The 18,473-nt window shown below is 67.3% G+C and carries 20 protein-coding genes and 1 tRNA gene; 10 read left to right on the forward strand and 11 right to left on the reverse strand.

The window, feature by feature from the left end; translation table 11 throughout:
• Nucleotides 1-3 precede the first annotated feature (3 nt).
• Nucleotides 4-1,662, reverse strand: a complete 1,659-nt coding sequence (argS, locus tag OP18_RS29535; protein ID WP_033362350.1) for an arginine--tRNA ligase — start codon at nucleotides 1,660-1,662, stop codon at nucleotides 4-6.
• A gap of 180 nt (nucleotides 1,663-1,842) precedes the next feature.
• Between argS and OP18_RS29540 the strand changes: the two genes are divergently transcribed.
• The 6 genes from OP18_RS29540 (at nucleotide 1,843) to OP18_RS29560 (ending at nucleotide 6,861) form a co-directional block, all read left to right on the forward strand.
• A complete protein-coding gene (locus OP18_RS29540; protein WP_063745628.1) occupies nucleotides 1,843-2,754 on the forward strand; it encodes a thioredoxin-like domain-containing protein in 912 nt (303 codons plus the stop codon).
• An 11-nt stretch (nucleotides 2,755-2,765) separates the two neighbouring features.
• Nucleotides 2,766-3,395 (forward strand): DUF305 domain-containing protein, encoded by a 630-nt coding sequence (locus OP18_RS29545; RefSeq protein ID WP_052387536.1) that lies wholly within the window; start codon nucleotides 2,766-2,768, stop codon nucleotides 3,393-3,395.
• A 44-nt stretch (nucleotides 3,396-3,439) separates the two neighbouring features.
• Nucleotides 3,440-3,511: transfer RNA gene (locus tag OP18_RS29550), tRNA-Arg, on the forward strand.
• Between the two features lie 411 nt (nucleotides 3,512-3,922).
• Nucleotides 3,923-4,681, forward strand: a complete 759-nt coding sequence (locus OP18_RS62645) for an 8-oxoguanine DNA glycosylase OGG fold protein (protein ID WP_369335519.1) — start codon at nucleotides 3,923-3,925, stop codon at nucleotides 4,679-4,681.
• 4 nt (nucleotides 4,682-4,685) lie between these two features.
• Nucleotides 4,686-5,594 (forward strand): DUF6615 family protein, encoded by a 909-nt coding sequence (locus OP18_RS57715; protein WP_156089880.1) that lies wholly within the window; start codon nucleotides 4,686-4,688, stop codon nucleotides 5,592-5,594.
• Nucleotides 5,595-5,823: 229 nt separating this feature from the next.
• Complete coding sequence (locus tag OP18_RS29560) at nucleotides 5,824-6,861, forward strand: DUF4238 domain-containing protein (RefSeq protein ID WP_162189854.1); 1,038 nt, start codon at nucleotides 5,824-5,826, stop codon at nucleotides 6,859-6,861.
• 426 nt (nucleotides 6,862-7,287) lie between these two features.
• Here OP18_RS29560 and OP18_RS29565 read toward each other — a convergent pair whose 3' ends face one another.
• From OP18_RS29565 to OP18_RS29600, 8 genes are all read right to left on the reverse strand, one after another.
• The gene (locus tag OP18_RS29565) at nucleotides 7,288-8,652 is read right to left on the reverse strand and encodes a tyrosine-type recombinase/integrase (protein ID WP_033362353.1); all 1,365 of its coding nucleotides are present in this window, start codon (nucleotides 8,650-8,652) and stop codon (nucleotides 7,288-7,290) included.
• Nucleotides 8,652-8,861, reverse strand: a complete 210-nt coding sequence (locus OP18_RS29570; protein WP_033362354.1) for a helix-turn-helix transcriptional regulator — start codon at nucleotides 8,859-8,861, stop codon at nucleotides 8,652-8,654. The genes OP18_RS29565 and OP18_RS29570 overlap by 1 nt, the downstream gene beginning before the upstream one ends.
• Before the next feature lie 137 nt (nucleotides 8,862-8,998).
• A complete protein-coding gene (locus OP18_RS29575) occupies nucleotides 8,999-10,942 on the reverse strand; it encodes a DUF3987 domain-containing protein (protein ID WP_033362355.1) in 1,944 nt (647 codons plus the stop codon).
• A gap of 24 nt (nucleotides 10,943-10,966) precedes the next feature.
• Entirely contained in the window at nucleotides 10,967-11,260 is a 294-nt protein-coding gene (locus OP18_RS29580; protein ID WP_033362356.1) for a hypothetical protein, read from the reverse strand.
• On the reverse strand, nucleotides 11,257-11,502 hold the full coding sequence (locus tag OP18_RS29585; protein ID WP_033362357.1) for a hypothetical protein: 246 nt from the start codon (nucleotides 11,500-11,502) through the stop codon (nucleotides 11,257-11,259). Before OP18_RS29585 ends, OP18_RS29580 begins: the two co-directional genes overlap by 4 nt.
• A gap of 135 nt (nucleotides 11,503-11,637) precedes the next feature.
• Nucleotides 11,638-13,764 carry a P-loop NTPase family protein gene (locus tag OP18_RS29590; protein WP_245635562.1) on the reverse strand — a complete coding sequence of 709 codons (2,127 nt, stop codon included), beginning with the start codon at nucleotides 13,762-13,764 and terminating at the stop codon, nucleotides 11,638-11,640.
• Between the two features lie 128 nt (nucleotides 13,765-13,892).
• Nucleotides 13,893-14,627: a hypothetical protein gene (locus tag OP18_RS53250; protein ID WP_052387537.1), complete on the reverse strand. Its 735-nt coding sequence runs from the start codon at nucleotides 14,625-14,627 to the stop codon at nucleotides 13,893-13,895.
• Nucleotides 14,624-14,953, reverse strand: a complete 330-nt coding sequence (locus tag OP18_RS29600) for a DUF6284 family protein (protein ID WP_389253051.1) — start codon at nucleotides 14,951-14,953, stop codon at nucleotides 14,624-14,626. The genes OP18_RS53250 and OP18_RS29600 overlap by 4 nt, the downstream gene beginning before the upstream one ends.
• A gap of 42 nt (nucleotides 14,954-14,995) precedes the next feature.
• On the opposite strand from OP18_RS29600, the gene OP18_RS29605 reads away from it, so the two are divergent.
• Together OP18_RS29605 and OP18_RS29610 are read left to right on the forward strand one after the other, a co-directional pair.
• On the forward strand, nucleotides 14,996-15,862 hold the full coding sequence (locus tag OP18_RS29605) for a GntR family transcriptional regulator (protein ID WP_033362359.1): 867 nt from the start codon (nucleotides 14,996-14,998) through the stop codon (nucleotides 15,860-15,862).
• Entirely contained in the window at nucleotides 15,859-16,563 is a 705-nt protein-coding gene (locus OP18_RS29610) for an HAD family hydrolase (protein ID WP_033362360.1), read from the forward strand. The genes OP18_RS29605 and OP18_RS29610 overlap by 4 nt, the downstream gene beginning before the upstream one ends.
• Here the strand turns inward: OP18_RS29610 and OP18_RS29615 are convergent.
• Nucleotides 16,546-16,818 carry a hypothetical protein gene (locus tag OP18_RS29615; RefSeq protein ID WP_033362361.1) on the reverse strand — a complete coding sequence of 91 codons (273 nt, stop codon included), beginning with the start codon at nucleotides 16,816-16,818 and terminating at the stop codon, nucleotides 16,546-16,548. The genes OP18_RS29610 and OP18_RS29615 overlap by 18 nt on opposite strands.
• Nucleotides 16,818-17,336, reverse strand: coding sequence for a hypothetical protein (locus tag OP18_RS55700; protein ID WP_052387538.1), 519 nt, complete (start codon nucleotides 17,334-17,336; stop codon nucleotides 16,818-16,820). Before OP18_RS55700 ends, OP18_RS29615 begins: the two co-directional genes overlap by 1 nt.
• Before the next feature lie 175 nt (nucleotides 17,337-17,511).
• Here OP18_RS55700 and OP18_RS29625 point away from each other — a divergent pair, with 175 nt between their 5' ends.
• Entirely contained in the window at nucleotides 17,512-17,835 is a 324-nt protein-coding gene (locus tag OP18_RS29625; RefSeq protein ID WP_063745629.1) for a GntR family transcriptional regulator, read from the forward strand.
• Between the two features lie 190 nt (nucleotides 17,836-18,025).
• Entirely contained in the window at nucleotides 18,026-18,469 is a 444-nt protein-coding gene (locus OP18_RS57720; protein WP_156089881.1) for a hypothetical protein, read from the forward strand.
• Nucleotides 18,470-18,473 lie beyond the last annotated feature (4 nt).

The raw sequence follows: 18,473 nt of genomic DNA on the forward strand, positions 1-18,473 counted from the left end.
CGCTTACATCCGTTCCGGTGCTGAGACGCCGAGCAGGTCGAGCCCGTTGACGATGACCTGGCGCGTCGCGTCGTTGAGCCACAGCCGGGCCCGGTTGGTCTCCGTGATGGGCTCGTCGCCCTGCGGCAGGACCCGGCAGTTGTCGTAGAAGCGGTGGTAGGCCCCCGCCAGCTCCTCCAGATAGCGTGCCACGCGGTGCGGCTCGCGCAGCTCGGCCGCGGTGGCGACGACGGCCGGGAAGTCGCCGAGCGCCTTGAGCAGGTCGAGCTCCTTGTCGTGCACGAGCAGGCCCGCGTCGAACGTGTCGGTGCGGTGCAGCCCCAGCTCGGCGGCGTTGCGGGCGACCGAGGCGGTCCGCGCGCCGACGTACTGGACGTAGAAGACCGGGTTGTCGTTCTTCTGCCGCGTGATGACCTCGATGTCCAGGGTCAGCGGCGAGTCCGTCGAGGAGCGCGCGAGAGAGTACCGGGCGGCGTCGACCCCGACGACCTCGATCAGCTCGTCGAGCGTGATCAGGGTGCCGGCGCGCTTGCTGAGCCGCACCGGCTCACCACCGCGCAGCAGGCTGACCAGCTGGCCGATCAGGACCTCGATGTTGCGCTGCGGGTCGTCGCCGGCGCACGCCGCGATCGCCTTCAGCCGGCCGATGTAGCCGTGGTGGTCGGCGCCGAGCATGTAGATGCAGCGGTCGAAGCCCCGCTCGCGCTTGTTGATGTAGTACGCGGCGTCGGCGGCGAAGTACGTCTTCTCCCCGTTGGACCGGATCAGCACCCGGTCCTTGTCGTCGCCGAAGTCGGTGGTGCGCAGCCAGATGGCGCCGTCGGCCTCGAAGACGTGGCCCTGCTTGCGCAGCTCGTCGAGGGCGTGCTCGACCGCGCCGCCGTCGTGCAGCGTCTTCTCCGAGAACCAGACGTCGAAGTGGACGCCGAACCGCTCGAGGCTGTCCTGCATCTCCTTGAGCATCGCCTTGTAGCCTTCCTGCTGGAAGGCGATCTGCTGCTCTTCATCCGTTTTGTTCAGTATATCGGGGTTCTCCGCGACGACCTGGCGCGCGATGTCCTGGATGTACTCGCCCGGGTACCCGTCCGGCGGCGTCGGCCGGTTGTTGGCCGCGGCCTGCACGGACTCGCCGAACCTGGCCATCTGCACGCCGGCGTCGTTGATGTAGTGCTCGCGGGTCACCTCGGCGCCGGCCGCGGCCAGGATCCGGCCCAGCGCGTCGCCGACCGCGGCCCAGCGGGTGTGCCCCAGGTGGACCGGCCCCGTGGGGTTCGCCGAGACGAACTCCAGGTTGATCTTCTCCTTGGCGAGGGTGTCGCTGCGTCCGTACGCCCGGCCGGCCTCCACCACGATGCGCGCCAGCGCGCCGGCGGCACCCGCCGACAGCCGGATGTTGAGGAACCCCGGACCGGCGATCTCCACCGCACCGATCCCGGGAGTTTCCTGCAAGTTTTTCGCGACCGCGGCGGCCAGCTCGCGCGGGCTCAGCCCGACCTTCTTGCCCAACTGCAGGGCGATATTCGACGCATAGTCACCATGCTCCGGGTTTCGCGGTCGCTCCACGCTGGTCGTCGCAGGAAGAACGGACGCGTCGAGGTCACGCTCAGTAAGCGCCGCCCTGGCGGCTTCGAGGACTGCTACGGCGAGTTCAGCGGGAGTCACCGACAAATGCTATCGGGGGTAGACTCCGGTACTTGGCGGCGGCCCGTTCTGCTGGTCACAATGCGGGACGGCCGCTTCCGGCGGTGTCACCGAACCCCGCACGTCCCGCCCGACCCCCCGACCGTTGACCAGACGAGGCCCGATGAGCGAGCACCACGCTGAGCGTTGCGAGGCGACGACATGAGCATGAGCACCCAGCACGGCGGCGGCAACCGCAAGCCGTCGACGAAGCCCGTGGCCGGCGCCAAGCCGAAGCAGGGCGGCGACGAGGACGCGGTCGACGAGGTCGACGAGGTCGAGGAGTCGGCGCCGGTCTCCTTGGGCAAGCCGAAGGCCAGCCCGCGCAAGTCCGCCCCGGCCCGCAAGACCACGCCCGCCGGCAAGCGCGCGCCCGCCGGCCGCCCGGCGGCCCGCAAGGTCGCCCCGGTCAAGGTGAAGCAGGGCGCCGCGTGGGGCCCGATCATCCTGTTCTCGGTGGTGGGCCTGCTGGCCCTCGGCATCGTCGGCTTCGCCGTCTGGCAGGTCAACGAGAACGGTCTGACCGTGCGCGAGCGCGCCGACCGGATCGACGGCATCAAGGACTACTTCAAGATCAACAAGGCGTACACCGAAGAGCGCAGCCACGTGTGGGGCCCGCAGAAGTACGACCTGAGCATCGCCAACCCGCCGGTGTCCGGCAACCACAACCAGAACTGGCAGCGCTGCCTCGGCGACGTGTACACCGCCCCGATCGCCACCGAGCACGCCCTGCACGCCCTGGAGCACGGCTCGGTCTGGATCACGTACCAGCCGAACCTGCCGGCCGACCAGGTCGAGGCCCTCGCCAAGAAGGTCCGTGGCAAGGACTACATGATGATGAGCCCCTACGAGGGCCAGGCCAAGCCGATCTCCCTGCAGGCGTGGGGCTTCCAGCTCCAGGTCGACAAGGCCAGCGACGGCCGCATCGACGAGTTCATCAAGGCGCTGCGCCAGAACGCCAGCCTTGAGCCCGGCACCCCCTGCTCCAGCGGCGACATCATCACCGAGACCGGCACCGTCCCCCGCGACCTGGGCAAAGACGGCGGCAACACCGGCATGACCTCGGGCGGCTGAGTCACCACACCATGTTCGGACAACTCACGGCGCGGGCACGCCTGACCCTGGGCGTGCTCGCCGCCGTTCTCCTGCTCGCCGTGGGCGTCTCGGTCGGGTACCTCATCCCGACCCTGCGCGCCCCCGGCGACGGCTCGGTCGACGCCGGCTTCGCCCGCGACATGAGCGTCCACCACACCCAGGCCGTCGAGATGTCGATGTTCGCGTACCGCCTCGGCTCCACCGACGACATCCGCACCCTGGGCTATGACATGGCCACCAGCCAGCAGTGGCAGATCGGCCAGATGCAGACCTGGCTGACCCAGTGGCACCTGTCCCCCAACACGGACAAGACCCCGATGGCCTGGATGCCCGACGGCGCCAACGCCCTGCAGCCCGACGGCCGCATGCCCGGCATGGCGTCCCAGGACGAGCTCAAGAAGCTCAAGTCGCTCACCGGCAAGGAGTTCGACACCATGTGGTGCCAGCTCATGCTGCGCCACCACCTGGGCGGCATCCACATGTCGGAGACCGCCGCCGCCAAGGCCTCCACCGCCGAGGTCCGCGACGCCGCCGAGAAGATCCGCGTGTCCCAGCAGTACGACATCACCGCGCTGACCGAGAAGCTCCAAGACCTCGGCGCGCAACCCCTCCCCTCCTGACCCAGGCGCCACAGCGGATCTGTTATCCTTTGCGAGGCCGCAAGGCCCCCGTAGCTCAGGGGATAGAGCACCGCCCTCCGGAGGCGGGGGCGCAGGTTCGAATCCTGCCGGGGGCACACTTCTCGAAGTGGCTCTGATCAGCGAAAACGAAGCCCTTGACCAGCGTGTATGCGGTCAAGGGCTTCGCTCGTATGTCCGGCTGTCACTGGCCAAATCTCGCCATGATCGGCGGTCCACCCCCAATACGCCCCCAAGCGGGGGCGCCTCTAGGCGTCAGTACCCCAGCGCCCCGCTCGCCCGTCGGCGCAGGATCTCCACGCTCTTGTCGAGGCAGACGGCGTACAGGTACGCGGTGACGACCACTCGGCCGCCAGACTTGTCGGCGGCGGCACGAACCCGGCGACCTGCGCACGCATGGAAGCCGGCGCCGAACGCCATCAGTCCCACATGGATCGGAGACCATTCAACGAGGCATATGTGCGACTCGACGGCTGGCGGCGAGTCTCATCAGCGGCACAATCGATGCTGTGGCAGATCCTACCTGGACGGCAAGGCTGACTGACGTCGTTCGGAGACGGGCGGCTTCTCGACAGCCGGCGCCCGCAGCAGTACTCGGGATCCTCAAGGAGATCGTCGGACATTGGGCAGAGCCCACCGACCAGCATGGCGTTTGCTGGGACGTAGCGGCGTGGCGTAACGGCCTGGCTGGGACACCGTTGGTCGCCGTTGTCGATCGCATCGCGGACGGGCTGACGCTCTTGTCCGGTCGAACTTTAATCACACGCGAGCATGTCTTCTCCGTCAGGAGTAGGCCAATCGACCTCTTCGTAGCTTCGATGGCATGGGGTTATGGGTTGAGCGGGTACGGCTGGTATCGCACTCGCGCATTGTTCGGCCAAGATGGCAGCGCGCAGATACCCAGGTTGGTCGACGAGCTTCAGGAGTCCGCTGGCTCACCTGAGCAAACCTGGACGGTACTGATGGGCGGTCAGGGCCTACGCGGGCTCGGCCCAGCCTTCGGTACCAAGCTTGCCTACTTCGCCGGGTACGACCGCGCTGAAGGTTATGGGCCGCTCATCGCCGACCGGTGGACCGCGTGGTCATTCTGGGCTCTTGCCGGCGACTGGGATATCCGCGCGTCTGCCGATCTGTACAGGCGATACATCGAAACGGCAACGAGCTGGGCGGCGGAGCCTGGCAGGCGCGGCGACGACCTGGAGCGGGCTCTCTTCGTAGCTGGCCCACACGTTCTGCGAACGTGGCGGGCACTGAAGAGCGGGCGCTGATCGGATGCCCCGCAATGCACCGCACGAGCTGAATGCCGACAAGAACGTGACCACGGTGGCGGACACACTCGATGATCTCGCGGCCCAAACCTGGCACAAAATTACGGTCGGGCCGCTACGAGGGCTGACCTTCGGCGAAGAGTCGATCACCGATCACAACTTGTTCGAGCTTGACCGACTCGCGCCCGAGGTCGAGGTGTACAAGTTCGACAAGTCTGAGGAACCAACCAACGGAGCTGACTTCGAGTGGTGGATCGGGAGCAGCAGCATCGGCTGGCTCGGCATCCGGTTTCAAGCAAAGAAGCTCGACGACGGCAGTTACGCCCAGCTCGGACACCGTGTCCGCGGCCAACGGCAATACCACCTGCTACTCGAACAGGCGCGGCAGGACAACGTCTGGGCCTTTTACTGCTTTTACAATGGCTGGGACGGCCCCTGGCCTGATGGCGTACCGAATATCACTTGTCCGAGGAACCTGACGCCAACGTGGGACCAGGCAGGAACGAGTCCCTGCACGCATGCTGCATTGCAGGACTTCGGCTGCGCGATCGCGCCGGCAGCCGCCGTGGCCAGCCGCCACGCAGGCGAGCCACGGAAGGGCCGTCTTGCAATGGAGGAGTATCTACAGTTCAGTCGTCCATGGTCCCATCTGTTCCGGGACAGATCGTCCAGACTGCTATCTGCAAGTCCGAGCATCCCTATTATTGAGTCGCTTCTCGGGGATTGGGTCTTGTCAGCTGTAAGACCGGCGCAAAACAGCAGCATGTCCGACACGCCATACGGCCAAACTGCCATGCCGCCAGAACAGGGCATCCATGCTTCCCTTCCGCCATGGCTGCAGGCCCGACGCGTTGGCGCATCAAACGGTGAAGGGAACCGTCCATCGGTCGCCGTCGTGTTCGACCTCAGCTGACTCGGCACGCTCCGCCGTGGCGGCGTAGCTCGGATTCCCTGTAGCCAGTCAAGACCGAGGTGCCCATGGGTTTGGCTTCCGGTTTCCGCGCATGCGGACGCTTGCACAAAGGACTTGCCGACAGTGCTCGCCAGCGAGCATCCTCGAACACCGTATGAGTCGTTGCGTAAAGGCGGCGGCCCTGGGACCTCGCGAGATCCATGGGGCTTGCTTGGAGAGGACTGAACCGATGGAGACCCACGCCGAGGAGTGGCCACTGCCGGGTGACCCGAACCAATTCGTAGGTGCTCGGCATCACACCGTGCCCCGTTTTTACCTCGAATACTGGGCAGACACCAACGGCCGCATCGACGTCGTAGAAAAGCCAGGTGGTCGCCGGTACACGACGGTTCCCAAGACAGCCAGCGCTGAAACTGACTTCTATACTTATATCGATCTTGACGGTAACCCTGCCGGCCGCATGGAGCAGGCTCTCGGGGTGATCGAAGCGGCTGCCAGTGGCGCGATCGGCAGAATTACGCACCCTCAGTCCGGCCAGTTCCCGCCGCCACCCGACGACAAGCACGAGATCGCCACCCTTATCGCTTTCCAAAAAGTACGCGGCAAGCGGCAGCGCCGAGTGATCGAAACCCTAGCTGACTTCTCCATGAAAATTCAGCTCTCAGGGCTCGACAGGAACAGCAGCAAGCGCCTGCTTGAGGACCGACGCGGTCATGCGAATCAGGACGCGTCCGCTGAAATGGCAGACCTCGTCGCGAACTTAGACAGGTACTCGTTCGTTCCGGATCCGAATGATCATATTCGCATGATGGGCATGATGGCAGACAAACTGCTAGATAGTCTCATGCGCCGACACTGGTACCTGTGCATGTTCGACGAGCCGATCCTGATCACCTGCGACGAGCCCGTCATGCTCTATCAACGCAACCCCAGTCCGCTGCGGGGTCAGGGTGTGGGTAACGCTGACGAGATCTGGTTCCCACTGAACCCTTCCATGCTGCTCATACTAGCTCTAGAGCCACGACCGATGCCGGAGCGGTTTCGTGGGTCTGTCGAGCGCGCCCAGCTTGTCAACGCGTTCGCCGCCTATTACGCGTACCAGAACATTTTCCTCAACCCGCAGCAGTCAGCGATCGACGCCGAGCTACTCGCAGACGCCCCGCTGCTCCAAGTGACTGCGCCGCCGGAAATGATCCTCTCCGATGGATTCAACAGACCACTCAAGAACCGAACGACCGCCCGGCGGCGAAAGCCCAAGCGCAAATGATGTCCCGAGCCCGCCCCGGCTCGGAGCACCTCCACGCGCACCCCAACCCAGAATGATCGAGCGAGCACGACAATGGTCAAGCAAAGGATGAGCGGCTCGCTGCCCCGCCACGACGTACAGCTCCGGCCCGGTGGTTCACCGGGCCGGAGGCGACACATGGCTTCGAGATCAACATGCGATAGCCGGGTGGTCTGGGACGACCAACTATCCGATTGGCACGTCGGCAGCGATTGTCAGACGGCCCTGGGAGGAGCAGGTTAGGGATGTATCTCGCCGGGCCACACTTCTTGGAGTGGCTCTCACAGCCAATACGAAGCCCTGACCAGCAAGTACGCGGTCCAGGGCTTCGCTGTTCGTCCGGCTGAATCCCGCCATGATCAGTGGTCCAACCCCAGTAGACCCCCAAGCGGGGGCGGCGCTGGGGCGTCAGTACCCCAGCGCCGCGCTCACCCGTCGGCGCAGGATCTCCGTACCCTTGTCCAGGCAGGCCGCGTAGATCCGAAACAGGACCTCGACCGATTGACCGGCCCACAGGGCAACGTCGGTGGGTGGTACGCCGCCGTTGAGCCACGTTGAGACCGCCGCGTGCCGCAGGTCGTAGGGACGCTTCGCCAGCGGCGTCTCCACGACCTCGGAGATGAAGACGTGCTCGCGGGCCAAGCGCCAGGTCGTGGTGATGGTGCGCTTGGGCAGCTCGTTGCGGTTGCGCTCGCCCACGAACAGCCGGCCGCCGGCGCCGGTCCCGAACTCCTCCAGGTGCCAGTGAATGAGTGCGGTCAGTTCGGGTGGGCATGGCGCGGTCCGCCGCTCCCCCACCTCGCGTTGCTTGAGTTGCCGCCGGTCGCGGTTCTCGCCGCTGTCGGTCCATTCCTTGCCGGCGTGTGGCTCGGCTTCGCCGAATTCGAATTCGCCCCAACCCTCCTTTGGCAGGTGGAGATTTGCGAGCTTGAGGGCAACCGCTTCCTCCGGTCGCATTCCGGCGAAGTACAGGCATCCGAAGAAGGCGGCCAGCCTGGCCCCGCTGGGAACGTTGAATCTCACGGCGTTGATCAGCGTCCGCGCCTGGACCGGATTCGGTACGGCACGCCGGTCGACTACCTGAACGGCCTTCGGCGGTTTCCACTTCAGGGCAGGAATCGGGTTCGCGTCCAGGAGCTTGAGTTCCACCGCGTACTCGACGCTCGTGTTGAGAATCTTCCGGCGCCGGCTGACGACGCTCGGCGCGGCCGGCTGACCGTCGAGACGGACCGCGAGCGAGTTCAGCAGCGGACGGAGCACCTTCGGATCAGCGAGCGTAGAGACGGGCCGGGTGTTCCGGCTAATCCATCGCAGAGCGTCGGCGACGTCCTGCGGATTGTCCTCGGCGCCGCGTTGCTGCGTGTTGAACGCCCACCGGCTGAGTGCCTTCCGGATCAGCTTGTCGTCGGGCTTGCCACGGGTGCTGGTGAGCAGCGCCGGCGTGATGGCCGTCATCGCTTCGGCGTGGGTTCGGCGGGTGGTGGCGGCGACGTGCGGCCACTTCATGTCGACGAACTTGCAGGCGAAGTCGTACCAGGACATCGTGTTGTCGTTCCTGAGCATCGACACCGGGCGGCCAGACTCGATGTCGAACGCCTCGCCCTTACGCGCCGCTGTGACAAGTGCGGACCTGAAACTTTCGGCGAGCGCGGCAGTCTTGAACGGTTCCTTCTTGCGCCGGCCGTCGACCACCCATACGACCTTGTACGTGGTGGTCTCCGTGCCCTTGTAGACGTCGATTTTCCAGATCCGTACGTCGAATGTGGTCTTCATCAGGCGGCCACGTCCTCAAGCGATTCGAGCCAGCGGTCGAGGTCGGTGCGCCGGACGCGGAGGTCGCCGTTCGGCAGCTTCACGCACGGGGGCGCCTTCCGCTTGGCGCGCCAGTCGTAGAAGGTCGAGCGGGACACGCCCAGCTCGGCGCAGACGTCGGCGATGGTGAGCAGTCCGCGGGCGGCGCGGGCGCTCAGGTTCGTTGGCATCGGCAGTTCCCCCGTTGCGATGTCGGCCGGTTGGGCGGTGGTGCGTCGGTCGGCACGGGCCGTGACAGAACTGCCAGAACTGACAGAACGTCGGCCGGTCGTGGGTTGTGTCGGTTGTGGCAGTTCTGTCACTGGCTTCAAGCGGCCCGCCGGTGCGTGTCGAGGGCGTGGACCGTGCCCGCCGGCCGGTGCACGTCGGGGTGGACGAGGAAGCTCGGCGACGGTGGTCGACCGCCCTTGGCTGACCGGGCCGGCGGGTCGAGCTGCCTCACATAGCCATGGGCGTCCAGCACGCCGAGCGGCCCGTCGAGGTCTGCGACGTTGGCGAACTGGGCGCTCTTGACGGCGCGGTACAGGTCCCGCTTCGTAAACGCCGTGGTTCCGGTGCGCTCGATCCAGGCGAGGATCGTTTGGGCGTTGCGGGTGGTCGGGTCGGCGCCCATGTCGTCGAAGGCCGCCAGGGCGTGAGCCGCGTAGTACTCGCCGATGAGCGCGGCCCGATCGAGGGTGGTCGCGTCGATCGGCTTGCCCCAGCCATCGCGGAGGTGCTCGCCGAGATGGATCAGGCCGGCGATGCGGACGACAGCACCGGTGTACTTGCTGCCCCAGTCCACGATGTGTCCCCACGGGCCGCCCGGTCTGAGCCGAGGCTCCACAGCCCGCTGGATGTCCAGGACACGGGCGTCGGCGTCCGGGGTCAGCGGCAGGACGGCCGGGTCGGTCCAGTCGGCGAGCGTGAGGACAAGCGTGGTCAGGTTCGCCGCGTATGTCGCTGCAACCTCGGCCGGCACGGGGTCGACATCGACGTTGCGCCAGCCGACCGTGTTGACCGGCACGGCGAACAGCAGCCGGGCGAGCAGCCCGAGGCCACGGAATCCGGGCATCTGCGCGATGTCGCGGAGGACCTCGGGCTGGACGGCCAGGCCGAGGGTAAGCGCGGGCCGGTCGATGTGGTTGGCGTCGCGGGAGAGCCGGCCGACGCGCATCATGTCGCCGGCGTGGCCTTTGAGGAACACCTCCAGGTTGGGCGTTCCGGAGTACCGGCCAGCGATAGTGGCGAAGATGCCACCCTCGGGTGACAGCACCGCCAACCGTCCGCCCTGAGCGGCGAGCAGCGCGGCGGCGGTCTCGCTGGTGATGTCATCGGCGACGAGCTGCGGCAGCGCCGGTATGACCACCTCTGCGGCTTCCTGGGCAGCGGCCGACGCTTCGGCCAGCAGCGCGCCACGGTCGTCGGTGTTCGCGGCGGCGTTGGCTGCGCGTTCGGCGGCTTTGCTGGCGACCTTGGCCGCGAGTTCCGCTTCCACGATCGCCGGCCGGGCGAGTTCCACGAGTCGGCGCTCGGCGTCTAGGAGCGGGCCGGTCATCGCGGCGAACACCGCTGACTTGCGGGATCCAGGCGGGAGGACGACGACTGTGTAGAGGTTGGTCGGCTCCCGCCACGAGCCGCGTACCTCTACCTCGGCCCGCCCGCCGGCGGCGGTCGACAGCGCCGCGAGGGCGATTGAGCCGGCGGCGTCGACCGGGGTTTGGGTGAACTCGGCGACGGCGAACGCCATCTCCGCTACCCAGCCCGGCAGTGCCTCGGCCGGGAACGTCGGCAGGTGCCGGCCGTTGCCGAGCGGGATTAGTGCCGGCCAGCCGCCGCCGGTCGCGGTGTCGAGCATGCTGCGACCGGCGGCCACGACGTCGGCCACGTCCGCGCCGGATGTGGCGAGCTGGGCCAGTTGCGCGCCCAGTTCGACCACCTGCCGACGACGAGCGTGGTCGGCGACGATGCCCGCGTAGTGGCCGGCGTTCGCCGCGCTGGGCGTGGCCTGCATGAGCGTGTGCAGGTAGCCGGCACCGCCGACCTTGCCGAGGTCGCCGGTCTCGGTGAGGTACGCGGCGATGGTGATGGGGTCGACGGGTTGGCCGGCGGCGTGCCGGTCGATGAGGATCTGCCACAGCGTGGCGTGGGCCGGACGGTGGAAGTCGGTCGGGTTGAGCACGGCGGCCAGGTCGCCGACGACGTGCGGCGCCAGCAGCGCGGCGCCGAGGACGGCTTGTTCGGCCGCATGGTCGTGCGTTGGTCGGGTCACGAGGGAAGTCCTTCCGGGTGGCGATCAGCGGCGAGGTTGGCGACTGGCACGGGTGACGCGGCGCATGACGGTGTTCAGGTCGGCGAGCAGCCCGCCGAGCTGGACCCGCGCGTACGGCTCGGCATCGGACAGGGCGACGGTGAGGGTCACCTCGGCGTGCTCCCTGCCGTCCGTCGCACGGACCCGCGTCAGCAACGCCCGGCCAAGGCCGCGCACCTCGGCGACGACCGGATCGGCGCGGTGCTCGCCAAGGCCGCACCGGTGACCGCCGGCGCACCAGTCGGGGTGCTCGCCGGTGCGCAGCGACCGGCGGCTCATCGGGTGCCGTTCCGGTGCTCGCTGCGCAGGTACTCGTAGACGCGGCGGCCGATGCGGACTCGGCGGCCGGTGCCGTCGCAGCGGGGGCAGAGCCGGAACATGCGGCGGAAGAACGGGTTGCGGAGTTTGCCGGTGCCTTTGCAACGGCGGCAGTTGCCGAACGGGAACGCGGCGCAGGCCAGGATGTACAACGTTGCGTAACCGGCGAGTGCGAGGGTGGCTAGCAGGGCGAGGGAGTCCACGAAACGCCTCCACGGGGCGGTTTGAGGGCATGCGGGGTCGGCGCCGCTAGGAACTAGCACGCTGATCAGGCGTTAGATTGGGTGCTAGTGGGGGTGCTAGGTCTAGCAGCGCCGGCCGCTAGACCTAGCGGCACTTCAGGCGGCTTGATCCCCTCGCCGCCGGTTACGCTCGGCTACCGCGTCAGCGACGGCGGGCCGTTCCACGCCGCGCCGGTTCGCGGACTTGCCGGTGTCTGGGTCGGTGCCCCACACCTGCGTCGTGGAGATCCCGTACGGCCTGAGCGCCGCGCCGAGCCGCTCCCGCGTCAGGTCGCCGTAGACCTCGGGTCGTAGGCCGGCGAGCCTGGCGACGAGGGTCTCCATCCACACCTTGGGTTCGTCGGCGCGGATCACGGCGAGGGTGTCCTCCAGGACCGTGTCCCGCCGAACCGCGGTCGTCTCGGCCGGCGCCACGGTGAGCGTGCCGGCGGCATGCCGTGCTGCGTCAGCGCGGGCGGCGAGATTCTCCACGGTGGGGCCGTCGAGGTAGAACGTCCGCACGATCTGCGCCTCGTCGGCCGCACCGACCAGGTATCCGACGCCCTTGTCCTTCTTGGCGAACATGGTTGCGCGGATGCCGTTGCGGTAGCTGGACGTGCCGAGGACCATGTCGTTCTCCAGTTGGCCCATGACCCGCAGGCAGTACCGCGTCCCCACGTTTGCCGAGACACCCGTCGGCAGGCTCTTCGCGTCCGGCCGCTGGGTCGCGAGGAGCAGGATCACGCCGAGCGCGCGGCCGAGCTTGATGATCTTCTCGGCGAGTTCGCCGGCTTCCTTGCCGAACTCCGAATGGGCGAACAGCTCCTGGCACTCGTCGAACCCCGCGACCAGCCAGTGCAGGCCCTTGATCCGGCGCGCCAGTTCGGGCGTGACCTTGTTGTCCGGGCACACGTCCTTCGGCAGCCGCTTGATGATCGCCGCGCGTCGCTGGCACTCGGCGCGCAGTTCCCGCAGCGCGATGAGGCCGGCCTCGGCGGTGTCGTCGTCCGCGCCGGACGCGTATCGGGCGCAGACCTTCGCGAGCGCGTCCAGGCCGCCGGTGCCTTTGAACTCGTAGCCCCACAGCTCCGCGTACGGGTCGAGGGCGGTGACGAGCATCGGCAGTTGGATCGCGGCGGTCTTGCCGTAGCCGGGGATCGAGCCGATCAGGACGTTGGTGTACGGCAGTTCCATGTGCACGAGCCGGCCGCGCGGGTCGGTGCCGAACGGGAACGGCTTCGCCACGTCCACGGTGGATGCCTTCAGCAGCGGCCACGCCGGTTGACGCGATGCCGCCATGGACTCGTCACCGACCCACAGCACGAGCCGCGACGGACTGACGTCCGCGTTGCCTTCCGGCCAGACGCACCCGAGGGGACGGCCGAGGCCGGACGCGAGCTTGTCCCTGCGGTCCATCACCTCGCCAACCGTGACACCGGGCGGCAGATCGACGTCCGCGCGCCAGCCGGGGCCGTCACGAGTGATCGGCGCCGGGAACCCGATCGCCTTCGGATGCTTCGCGATGGCCTGGTTGATCCCGGCGACGCCGAGGACAGACAGCGCCCGGACCACGACATCGGAGGTGAGCGCCGCGACGCGCGGCCGGACCACAGCGGTGTCCAGCAGCGGCCGATCCGCCGGCGCGCCGACCGCGCCGAACACTGCCACCGCCACCGTGAGCGCCGCCCACCGCCACCAGTACGGGCCGACCGCGAGCGTCACGGCGCCAACCGCCAGCCCGGCGAACAGGAACAGGGCCACGATCCCCCGCCACCGCACCCGCCGGTCCCGCTGCCGCGACAGTTTGAGGTACGCCTCGGCGTCCTCGGTACGGACGGTCGCCTGCCGGACGGCTTCGCCTTCCAGGTCGAACAGCCACCGGAAGAACCCGCCGATCACCTTGAACAGTCCGCGCGGTGCGCGGAGGACGAGCTTGCCGGCGTACTTCGGGATGCGGACCGCGTGGTAGGCCAGGACGTGCCCGAGGTAGCCGGTGAACCAGCGCAGCGTGTACGCCAGTTCAGCGCCAGACCGCAGCCAGCCGGGCAGCACGGGGCGGCGTTCGCCACGGCGGATCGTCGCGCCGAGCCGCGGACCTTGTTGCGCCTTCGCCGAGTCGACCAGAACGGGCGCGTCGTGCTCGTCGCCCTGGTCGTCGTTGAGCGGGGGCTGTACGACGTCGGCGAGTTCTTCTTCGTGTCGTTGCCAGTCGATCGGGGGGTGTTGGGGGTCTTCACTGTGCATGATGAGGCTTCCTCCATGTGAGGGGCCGGAGCGCGGCCTCTCGGCCTAGGAACCTTGGCCGCGCTCCGGGCAGAGCTACAGGTGACGACTCGTCGCGTGGATCGCTGATCGCGTGCCGTGCACGGTGGTCATGCGGCTTTGAGGGTCGGCGCGGACGGCTCGGCGGGCGTCGACACGCTGTCAACAGCCTGTCGACGGTGCCGCTTCACGGTCGCCTCGCTCAGCCCTAGCCGGGCCGCGATCGTCGCGTCGCTCGCCTTGGGACTCCGCGCGACTGCCGAGGCCACTCGCGCGGCGGCGGACGGCTGCCGCTTCGGCGCCGGCTTCCGGACCGCCTGGACTGGTTCGGCCGGCGGCGCGGGTGCCTGGACTTTCGGCGTTGGCTCGATCTGCGGGATCGGGTCGACCTCCACGATCGGCGTCCGCCCGACGCGCGGCGCGGGAACGGTCGTGGTGCGGCGTGCGCCGGTTGCGATGAGCGCGCCGGTTGCCATGACCATCAGCCCGTCGACGGCGAGCGGTCCGAGGAAGACGGTCAGGTCGTCTTCGCCGTAGAAGTTGAGCAGTCCGGACAGGTGCCGGTACGACACCAGCGCTGCGACCGCCGCGACCGGCAGCAGTCCGAGGAATCGCAGCCCTGCCCACCGCTTGCCTTTCGGCCAGGCGACCCGCGCCAGGATCTCGACCGCGACGAACACCGCGACGGGCCAGAACACCGCCCCGACGACGGCGCCGAACTCGGGCAGCCAGTCCGCGTCACTGCCGGCCGGCGGAACGAAGGAATGCGCGACGTTCGCCGCGACGGACACGACGCCGCCCAGCGCCGCACCCGCGTACGCCCAACCACGTCCGGTCTTCGTCATGCCGCCACCGCCTTCACGCCCGCGCCGGCCGCGCGGAGCTTGAGCAGTTCCCGCATGACCCGCGCCTCGGCGCGCCGCACCCGGTGCCAGTCGATGACGGTCGGGCCGGGCTCGGCCGTGATGAGCAGGATCTCGGCCTGCACCAGGTCGATCTCCGCGTCGATCAGGTCCGACTCTCGCTCGATCTCGGCGAGATCCGCAGCAGTGGGCTCCACCCACTCCTCGGGGTACCTCACAACAGACTCCCTAGTTTTGATGCGCTTGGCTAGGCAAGTGCCGTGAGATGAAGGTAGATGCGCTTGGCTAGACAGGTCAAGAGTGCGGATCGAAGTTTTCTAGTCTGGCTAGTCAGGCGGTACGATGCGGCCATGCCAGACGACCTGGACTACCTGGGCGAACTCGACCCCGACGACTCCACCGGCGCCGCAAACCAAATCGCCCGCCAACTCCGCGCAGCGATCCTGACCAAACGCCTTGCGCCCGGCGAGAAACTCCCCTCACAGCCGGACCTGTCCAAGCACTACGGCGTCGCCCGCGAGACCGTGAAACGCGCACTCGACGCGCTACGCGGAGAGCGGCTCATCGTCTCCAGGCAGGGAAGCGGCGTGTTCGTCCGCGCCCAGACCCAACGCCCGGTCGAACTACGCCCACACCTGGAAGCGGCGTTCGAGAGCGAAGACGTCCGCATCGACTTCGCCGGCTTTCTCGGCGAAACCCTGCAAGGCGCACTCGCCGAAGTCCTCGACCGCGTCCGCGCCGGCCAACTCGCCCCGAAGACCATCGCGATCCGCGTCCTGGTCTCCGACATGGGCGTCCCTCAAGCGCTCCCGGCCCGCGCCGAGACAGGCGCCGATGACCCAATCGTTCGGGAACGTATGGAGCGGATCTCCCATCGCTCCCTCGACGGCATCGTCGACCAGGTTCACGAGCTGGGCGACCTCGGCCTGGTCCAGGCCGCCACGGTGGAGGTGCGGCTGCACTCCGCGTCGCCGCTGTTCAAGCTGTACATCATCAACAACAGCGAAGTGTTCTTCGGCTTCTACCCGGTCACCGAACGGACCGTGGCGCACAAAGGCGAGCCGATCGCCATCTACGACCTGCTCGGCAAGGACGTCCCGCTGTTCAACTACGCCGTGAGCGAGGAAGACACCTCCCACGGCACCCAGTTCGTAGCAGCGTCCAAGCAGTGGTTCAACTCCGTCTGGGACAGCATCGGCAGGGAGTACCAGGGATGACCGACCACCAAGCACTCCGCGCACTCCTGGACCGCAGCCGCGCCATCCTCCTCGACTTCGACGGCCCCGTATGCAGCATCTTCGGCGGCTACCCGGCCCCGATGATCGCTGCCGAGCTGCTGAACCTGCTCGACACCCGCGGCGTCCAGCTCGGCGACGACATCCGCACGGAGACCGACCCGATGGAAGTGCTTCGCTGGTCAGCCACGCTCGGCAAGCCGGAACTCACCCGCGAAGTCGAAGACGCGCTCTGCCGTGCCGAGCTGCTCGCCGCAGCCTCAGCCATCCCCGAGCCGTACGGCCGCGAGGTCATCATCACCGCCCGCGAGGCAGGCAAACCGGTCGCCATCGTCAGCAACAACTCCGCCGCCGCGATCGAGGCATACCTGGACGCGCACCGCCTCAAGCAGCACATCGCCTACATCGCCGGCCGCGCCTACGCCCAGCCCGACCGGATGAAGCCCAACCCAGAGCCGATCTGGCGAGCCACCGCCGCGGTCGACGTCGAGCCGGCCGCATCCGTCCTGATCGGCGACTCGCTCTTCGACATCGAGGGTGCCCAAAACGCCGGCGTGCCGGTCATTGCCTACGCCAACAAGCCACCCAAGGTGCAACGCTTCACCGACGCCCACGCCGACATCGTGCTGACCAGCATGGGCGACATCGCCGCCGCCCTGCTGCCATCAGCCCGCCAGCGGTAGCCGCTCGACCTCACTCGACCGGGCATCACGGATCGCGTCAGCAACCTGCACCACCAGATGCAACGCCTGATCCAGGGTGATGTCATGCGGCAGATCCCCTCCTGACCGCGTTACGAACGTAATGCCGATCAGCGACCGTTCTCCGCTCAGCAACCGCTCGACGTTCACCCCACAGCCGGCGCGCTCGTCAAACGGGACGGTGCAGGCAGGCGCGGACTCGGCGAGCGCCGTGTCGCTGTCGTCGTGGCATTCCATTAGCGCTCCTCTGCGCGCTCATCCGGCGGCGGTGCTGCCGGTATCCAACTCAGGAACCGTTGATCCATCTCTAACAGTTCAGCAATGCCAAGGTCTTCGGTCGCCTCCGCGTACCGCACCGTCATCAGCGTCAGCAGGACTTCGGGCGCGTCGACGAACTTCGCCACCAACTGCCGGCGCTGTGTCTGACAGGGCCACGCACCGCCGCAGCGCCGGCAGACCCAGGTGGGCCGCTCAGGCAGATGCACCATCGTGCGCACGTCGTTGTCTCGCTCCAGCCGAGACGCCAGCAACCGACCATGCGCCGCCGCAGCGGCACCTAAACGCAGCGCGCCACGAACGGCATCGAGAGGCTGACCACCCGCACCAAAGCGAACCCGCCTACGCCCGTCATCAAGGACCAGGACCACGTCGCCGCCCAACCACAACGACTTGGCGGTGATCAGGCTCAGGTCCAGGGCATACTCCGGGCTCTGCTGGGCAGACTCTGCGGTCTCGATAGCCGCGATCTTTCGCACGACACCTCCACCTGTTGCGTCGCAAGGCCAGCCGGACGCCACCGATCGCCACGCAACAGCTCAGATGCCGGTGCAGTATGCCGATCTAAAGGCGAACCGAGGCACTGCGGTGCCCTGCCGCAACTGTACTGCTGTACGTACATGTACGTCTAGATACGTAGTTGAAGGATCGCCGATGTCCCTGCATATCTACCTTGCTGGCATGGTCGATCCAGACGGTCCCACGCCTGTCTACGTACAGATCGCCGACATCATCCAGCAACGCATCGAGGCCGGCGAGCTACGGCCCAACCGGCCGATCCCAAGCGAACTCGCGATCCAGCAGGAGTTTGGCGTGGCTCGGGGGACCGCTCGCCGCGCTGTCGAACTTCTCCGCGACCGAGGACTTGTGTTCACCGTGCCGCAACGAGGCTCGTTCGTAGCGTCGGGCAGCGAGCGAAACGCGCCGAACTCGCCCGACGGCCGAACCCTGCGGGATGATCAGAACGAGGCTCAATAGTCAAGCGGCCGTGAGTGCCACCAGCGGTCGATATTCCGAGCATGATCGCGCCCAATCGGTGGAAGACTTCATCGGTCAAAGCGTTGATCACTTCTCTCCGTGTAGGATCGCAGCGGAACTGATCCGGAATACATGCCAGCGCCGGGCTAGACGGAGCCGTCGCGTTCCAATGGACGAGAGGAGAGCCGGAATGGCCCTATCTGAGGCGCTCATGACGCTCGCTTCAGCCGCAAGCGGTGGACTCGTCGGTGCCGCCATGACGGACGCCTGGCAACAGATTAAGGCACGCGTCGCAGGAATCCTGGGAAGAGCGGACAGCGACCGATCGCGCGCGATCGAACGCCGACTAGACGAAACGCAGCGTGAACTGTCGTCAACCCCCGCCGCCCAGCTGGCACCGGTCGAAGCCCGGCATGCCGAGGCTTGGAGAACACGCATTGCAGATGTCCTTGAAGACGACCCTGATATTGCCGTGGAACTTGCCAGGTTTGTCGAGGAACTAAAGGAAGCCGGTTTGATTTCGGAGACAGGCCAATCTCGATTTTCAGCTGGCAGTGTCTCTGTTAGCGCTGAAGCCAAGGACCACGCTCGCGTCTTCCAGCAAGGGCAGGGAGTTCAGCACAACCAAGGATAAGAGG

Source organism: Dactylosporangium aurantiacum (assembly GCF_000716715.1).
Classification (GTDB): Bacteria; Actinomycetota; Actinomycetes; order Mycobacteriales; family Micromonosporaceae; genus Dactylosporangium; species Dactylosporangium aurantiacum.